The organism is Herbivorax alkaliphila, assembly GCF_030848475.1.
Taxonomy (GTDB): Bacteria; Bacillota; Clostridia; order Acetivibrionales; family Acetivibrionaceae; genus Herbivorax.
Genome location: NZ_JAVDDS010000090.1, coordinates 1 through 5,430, shown reverse-complemented (window position 1 = coordinate 5,430; position 5,430 = coordinate 1). Strand labels below are relative to the sequence as shown.

General features: G+C 31.3%; 8 protein-coding genes. All 8 read left to right on the top strand.

Annotated features, from left to right (window positions below):
- Positions 1-350 precede the first annotated feature (350 nt).
- Positions 351-956 (top strand): hypothetical protein, encoded by a 606-nt coding sequence (locus RBH29_RS17020; protein WP_306698203.1) that lies wholly within the window; start codon positions 351-353, stop codon positions 954-956.
- Between the two features lie 279 nt (positions 957-1,235).
- Positions 1,236-1,514: an AbrB/MazE/SpoVT family DNA-binding domain-containing protein gene (locus RBH29_RS17015; protein WP_306698202.1), complete on the top strand. Its 279-nt coding sequence runs from the start codon at positions 1,236-1,238 to the stop codon at positions 1,512-1,514.
- Positions 1,511-1,774 carry a type II toxin-antitoxin system RelE/ParE family toxin gene (locus RBH29_RS17010; RefSeq protein ID WP_306698201.1) on the top strand — a complete coding sequence of 88 codons (264 nt, stop codon included), beginning with the start codon at positions 1,511-1,513 and terminating at the stop codon, positions 1,772-1,774. Before RBH29_RS17015 ends, RBH29_RS17010 begins: the two co-directional genes overlap by 4 nt.
- 275 nt (positions 1,775-2,049) lie before the next feature.
- Complete coding sequence (locus RBH29_RS17005) at positions 2,050-2,295, top strand: hypothetical protein (protein ID WP_306698200.1); 246 nt, start codon at positions 2,050-2,052, stop codon at positions 2,293-2,295.
- The gene (locus RBH29_RS17000; RefSeq protein ID WP_306698199.1) at positions 2,295-2,681 is read left to right on the top strand and encodes a retroviral-like aspartic protease family protein; all 387 of its coding nucleotides are present in this window, start codon (positions 2,295-2,297) and stop codon (positions 2,679-2,681) included. The genes RBH29_RS17005 and RBH29_RS17000 overlap by 1 nt, the downstream gene beginning before the upstream one ends.
- Before the next feature lie 228 nt (positions 2,682-2,909).
- Positions 2,910-3,605: a nucleotidyltransferase domain-containing protein gene (locus RBH29_RS16995; RefSeq protein ID WP_306698198.1), complete on the top strand. Its 696-nt coding sequence runs from the start codon at positions 2,910-2,912 to the stop codon at positions 3,603-3,605.
- Between the two features lie 297 nt (positions 3,606-3,902).
- Positions 3,903-4,487 (top strand): hypothetical protein, encoded by a 585-nt coding sequence (locus tag RBH29_RS16990; protein ID WP_306698197.1) that lies wholly within the window; start codon positions 3,903-3,905, stop codon positions 4,485-4,487.
- A gap of 108 nt (positions 4,488-4,595) precedes the next feature.
- On the top strand, positions 4,596-5,204 hold the full coding sequence (locus tag RBH29_RS16985) for a GNAT family N-acetyltransferase (RefSeq protein WP_306698195.1): 609 nt from the start codon (positions 4,596-4,598) through the stop codon (positions 5,202-5,204).
- Positions 5,205-5,430 lie beyond the last annotated feature (226 nt).

Genomic DNA, 5,430 nt, shown 5'->3' with positions numbered 1-5,430 from the left:
ATTGCTAAGAAATATGATTTAATGATTACAGGTGGAACTGATTGGCATGGTGAATTAACAAAATGGGATGTAACAATAGGAAAATATGGGCTATCAAGTGAAGAATTTTACAAATTTAAAGGTGTAAATTAACTAGTGAAGCCACCTTTCGTAGTGGCTTTGGCTCCGCGGGGCCCCACGCCACATATCAAAGTATCTGAGTAAAGGGCATTCTTACGGGTTATCCTGCCCATAGCTTTCAGCCTAAGATAGGAGCTATCTAAGGCTGAAAAGCCATCACAGATACAAAACGTTAGATAAAACTTTACATATCGGAGATGAAGCTCTGTAAGTTATAAGGAGATTATATTATGTATAAATTACCAAAAGGCATTAGAATACCTAATATAACAGATATATCTAATGAGTTTAATATTGAAGAAATAAATAAAAAAAGAAGTGAAGCAAAAATCGTAGAAGGCTTTACTCTAAAAGAAGAAAAAAATAAAAAATGGTCATTTTATGCAAGGATAAACATAGATATAGATAAATTTTGGAATCTGTTTTGTCAATTATGTAATGTTTTATTTTTAAATCAAAACCCTAGAGGGATGGTGGGATTTAAAAATACACAGCCATATGTGGGAAAAGAGCTTAGTTTAAGTGAATTGCTTTCTATTTTTAGTGATTATGAATACGAATTATTAAATGATGGTTATTTAGAGTTCGGAATTGCCAATTTTAGAGAAAATTCTTTTTGTGAAGTGTTTGTTAATAATTTTAAAATCATATATGTTTGGGGAAGTAAATTAGAAGAATTTATATTATTAATGGATCAATTTAATTTGCAAAAAAATGATTGTTTGCAGTTCATTAATGATTTTCCAGTGATAAGCGAAGCATTGTTGGAAGATGGTAAATCTCATTACTTAGAGGTTATAGATGACATTAAGAGTAGATTTGTGGAAAATAGATAGTAATCCTTTGAAGTGTAAAGCTTCATCTAACAAGTCCATTTGAGTCAAGGGCGTGCTTACGGGTCATCCTGCCCACATCGATTTATCGGGCTAAAGCCTCTTATGGGTATTCCTTATGAGTCCGATTCATCGACGTCTCAAATGGCAAACGTTAGATTAAATTTGCCCATCATTTCAGAGTATGTCTTTGAAAGTTTCAAGTTGGACATATTGATTTTTGTTCAAGTATAACATATAATATAGTTAGAAAGTTATACTATTTAAAAAGGAATGATTAATATGTTAGTTGATCTAAAACAAAAATCTCAAGTTACAATACCAAAGGAATTAGTAAAGAAACTTAATCTACAGATTGGAGACAAACTGGAATTAGTAGAAAAAGATGGTAAAATAATAATAACACCTGTAGTGGTTATTCCAAAAGATCAGGCTTGGTACTATACAAAAAAGTGGCAACAAATGGAGGGAGAAGTTGATGAACAAATAGAAAAGGGACAGGTACATCAAGCAAAAGACAAAGATGAATTATTTAAAGGGTTAGGATTGGATGACATATGATAATATTATATTCAGAAAATTTTAAGTCTAAGGTAAAAAATCTTCCTATTGAAGTAAAAAAACAATTAAAGAAAAAATTAGAGATAATGATTGATAATCCTAGACATCCTTCATTAAGAACAAAAAAAATAAAAGGCAGAGGCGATAATATTTTTGAAGCAAGTATAAATATGGATATAAGAATGACTTGGCAATATATTGAAGATGGAATTATTCTAAGAAATATTGGTGAACATGATGATACATTAAAGAATCCATGACTTAAATAATAGAAAGAATGTCTTTGAAGCTGATTGGCAAAAATCATCTAACAAAAGCTTACCGGCTACGCTCCTAACGTCGCTACGCTCAAATTCCTTCACCAAGTGCAGTAGCACTAAGGTTCAGGAACTTCAGTAAGCAAACACGTTAAAAGACATCGGATGAATTGAAAGTTTGTCTTTGAAGTTTTTGTTTTTGTTGGCTATTTATCAATGTGAATGAAAAGTGATATAATAAAAGTGTATAATATATTAGTATTAGGTGGTGTTATATAATGAAATGGGAAGAAGTAAGAAAGATTTATCCGAATAAGTTTGTGAAAATACAAGTTTTAGATTCTATAGTTGAAGGAAATAAAAGATATATAAAAGATGTGGCTGTTATACAAGCTTATGAAGATAATCAAGAGGCAACAAAAGAATTAGTGAGATCGAAAGATGATATATTAGTATATCATACTGGAAATGAAAAAATTGAAATAGAAATAAAGCAGATTTTTGGTTTTAGAGGTGTCATGTAATGAAGATAGAGTATAGACAGGGTTTGATTTTTACTGAAATGAAATTAAGATTTAAAGGGAAGTCAAAAATTATAGAAAATGTTGTTATTGATACAGGTGCTGCAGAGACAATTATATCTCCAGATGTTGTTGACGAAATAGGTATTTTTGCAGAGATTAATGATACAGTTAATTCATTTTATGGTGTAGGAGGAAGTTTGCATAACTTTTTTTCGAAAAATGTTGATAGTATCGAAATGGAAGAACTAGAATTAAAAGATTTAAAACTAGATTTCGGTATTATTGATCCAAGAGGAGAAATAAATGGATTGATAGGTCTTGATATTTTAATAAAAATTGGAGCTATAATTGATTTGAAAAATTTAAATTTCACAGTGACTTTGTAATGTTTAAGGGGCTGGTATTATGTTGGATTATAAAATAGCAGTATTATACCAGCCTCTGATATTAGGGACATCCGACGTCTTCTAACAATATAGTTCTGGCAATTCCACCCGCAAGGGCAGTCGCCCTAAGCGGCTGAAATAGCAGAACTAAACAACGATATATGGTATTCCCTCCATTCCGACGCGTCCTGCGTCGGGTTGAGAAAGCATGACGTTGGAGATAAAATGATGAATAGTATAATTGATGATTTAAAAATAAAATATCCTACCGATAATCACAGAAAGTATATAAGTGAGATTTATAATTACTGCTTAAAGAAAAGGCTTTCTCTAGTATTAAAAGGATCTCTTGCAAAAGGAACTGCTAAGAGATTTTCAGATATTGATATTATGATTATTGGAAAAGTGACAGATAGTGAATTAGATGAAATAATTAATATCCATGGAAGACCAATAATGACTAACTTTACAGAAAGACCAAAAGGTATTATGATATTAGTGTACTCTGACAGTATTTCAGTTGATTTGGATATCCGTAATACAATAATTCTTGAAGAGATAGATGAAAGTTATATATTACTAAAGAATCAAGAGAATTTTAAAATCAGTACTGAAATTAATAGACGGGTTATAAAATCACAATATATACCTAACAGGTTACAATGGTATAAAGTACTTAGATTGGTTCATAGATCATTGATTAAATATTTGTGTGGAAATAAGAAAGATGCAAATGAATTATTAATTGAGGTAAAAGAAAATTTAGGATTGCTAAAAATAGACAACGTTGAATTTTGCAACGAATTTGAATATAATATTAAGGAAGTATTCACAGAATTTCAGAGCAAATATACAATTTCAGGTGATATTATTGCCCTGTTTGAGAGTATGTTTTTAGAATTTGAAAATGGAAAATTAAAGTGAAAAATTTTGAGGAGTGACCATCCGTGATCAAGTCTGGCGTTGCGGGGCAGGGAACTCCACATATCAATGTGTATCTGTGAAGGTGTGGTAGAGAAAGAACAAGAAGCAGTGCTTTGTAGAAGGGCATGTAGAGTTCCACACCACATCGATTCGCCAAGTGCAGTCGTACTAAGGCTCATCGACGTCAGATACACAACGATATACGTTCATTCCTCTAAATCATAGGTGTCTCTGGAGCCTTCAGTGGCAGGCTTAAGTATATCTCAAAAATTGAATTTGTTGGAAGGAGATAGATTTTTGTTTGAAAATATTGATTTTACACCAGGCATTGTAGAATATGATGACTTTCAGATTAAAAGTGATTTGTTGTTTAAACAACAAGAATTCTCATACAAAGAACACTTGTTTCAAGTTGCTTATGAAAAAAATAGATTTATTATTGATATCGGATGGTATCCAGAATTTAACCCTGATGGATGTTTTAAAATGTGTATTATTCACGATTTAGATTGGATGAATCCCTTGGTTACGAAAAAGATTAAGAACTTAGAGAAGTTGGAAGATCAATTAAGATTGTGTGATAAGATTGTAAGAGAACTGATTGAAAAGAATGAAGATAATTTTTATATACTCCATGTTGAAAATGTTTTTAAAATTGAGAATAGAGGGATAGTCATACACGGTTCTAATGAAGGTGAAATTTGTATTGGTGATAAATTGAAAGAAATTGAATCTGGTGGAATCTTTAGAATACTAGGGATAGATCATTTTTATTGTTCAAACAAAGAAAAAAGAGATGAAATTAATAAACGTTCCCCGATATTAATAGAGACTGTTAAAAATAAAGAGTTTTTTAAGGATAAAGTTTTAATTAAGGTTTAAACGGAAGAAAACGTATAATTTGAGAATACCTCTGTAGAAGTTTTGTATAAGGGGAACGACGTATATCAAAGTATCTTTGCAAGGGCTTAAGAAGTAGGAGCATGGAGAATGAGCAGACGCCACACCGCTTCGCCAAGTGCAGTCGCACTAAGGCTCAGCGGCGTCAAATATACAAAACGTTATCGGAAATTAGATGCAGGGAGAGTGCCAGTTAAAAATTTTTTTATAAGTTTGAGAATAGGAGATTTGAAGTTGAAAGTAGATATTATTAAAGCAAATATTGAAGATGTTCAAAAACTTATTGAAGTTCAGAATCAAAGTTTTTATGATGATTATATTAAGTATGGTGAATGTCCTGGATATAATCATACAGTAGAAAGTATGACTAATATTATTGAAAATAGATTCACATATAAGATTGTGTATGAGAATGAAATTATAGGAGATATAATTGTTAAGAAAAATTCATGCAATAATTATTATTTAGGTTGTATTTGCGTTATTCCATATTATCAGAATAAAGGTATTGGAAATGTGGCTATTAGTTTTATAGAACAACAATTTCCAAATGCAGAAAACTGGACTTTGGAGACACCTTCAGATAAGGAGGTAAACCACCATTTTTACAAAAAGTTAGGGTATGTGATTGTGAAAGAGTATTTAGTCGGCAAGGTAAAAATTGCTTTATTTGAGAAGAAAACGAATAATTGCTGTTAAATTCATTTTCATTATATACTCATGTGTTCGAAGTTAATAGTGATTTTGTATAAGAAGGGTTACGAGGGGCATCTAAAATCCGATAACAACGTAATCATGTAAAGGTTGCGAAGGAAAGAACAAGAAGATTATCTCCACCATACCTTTTCGTGGGTGCAAGCACGCTAACGCAGGTCATCCCATAGAAGCCACTCAAAGGCATCATGATTACAAAACGTTATATGTC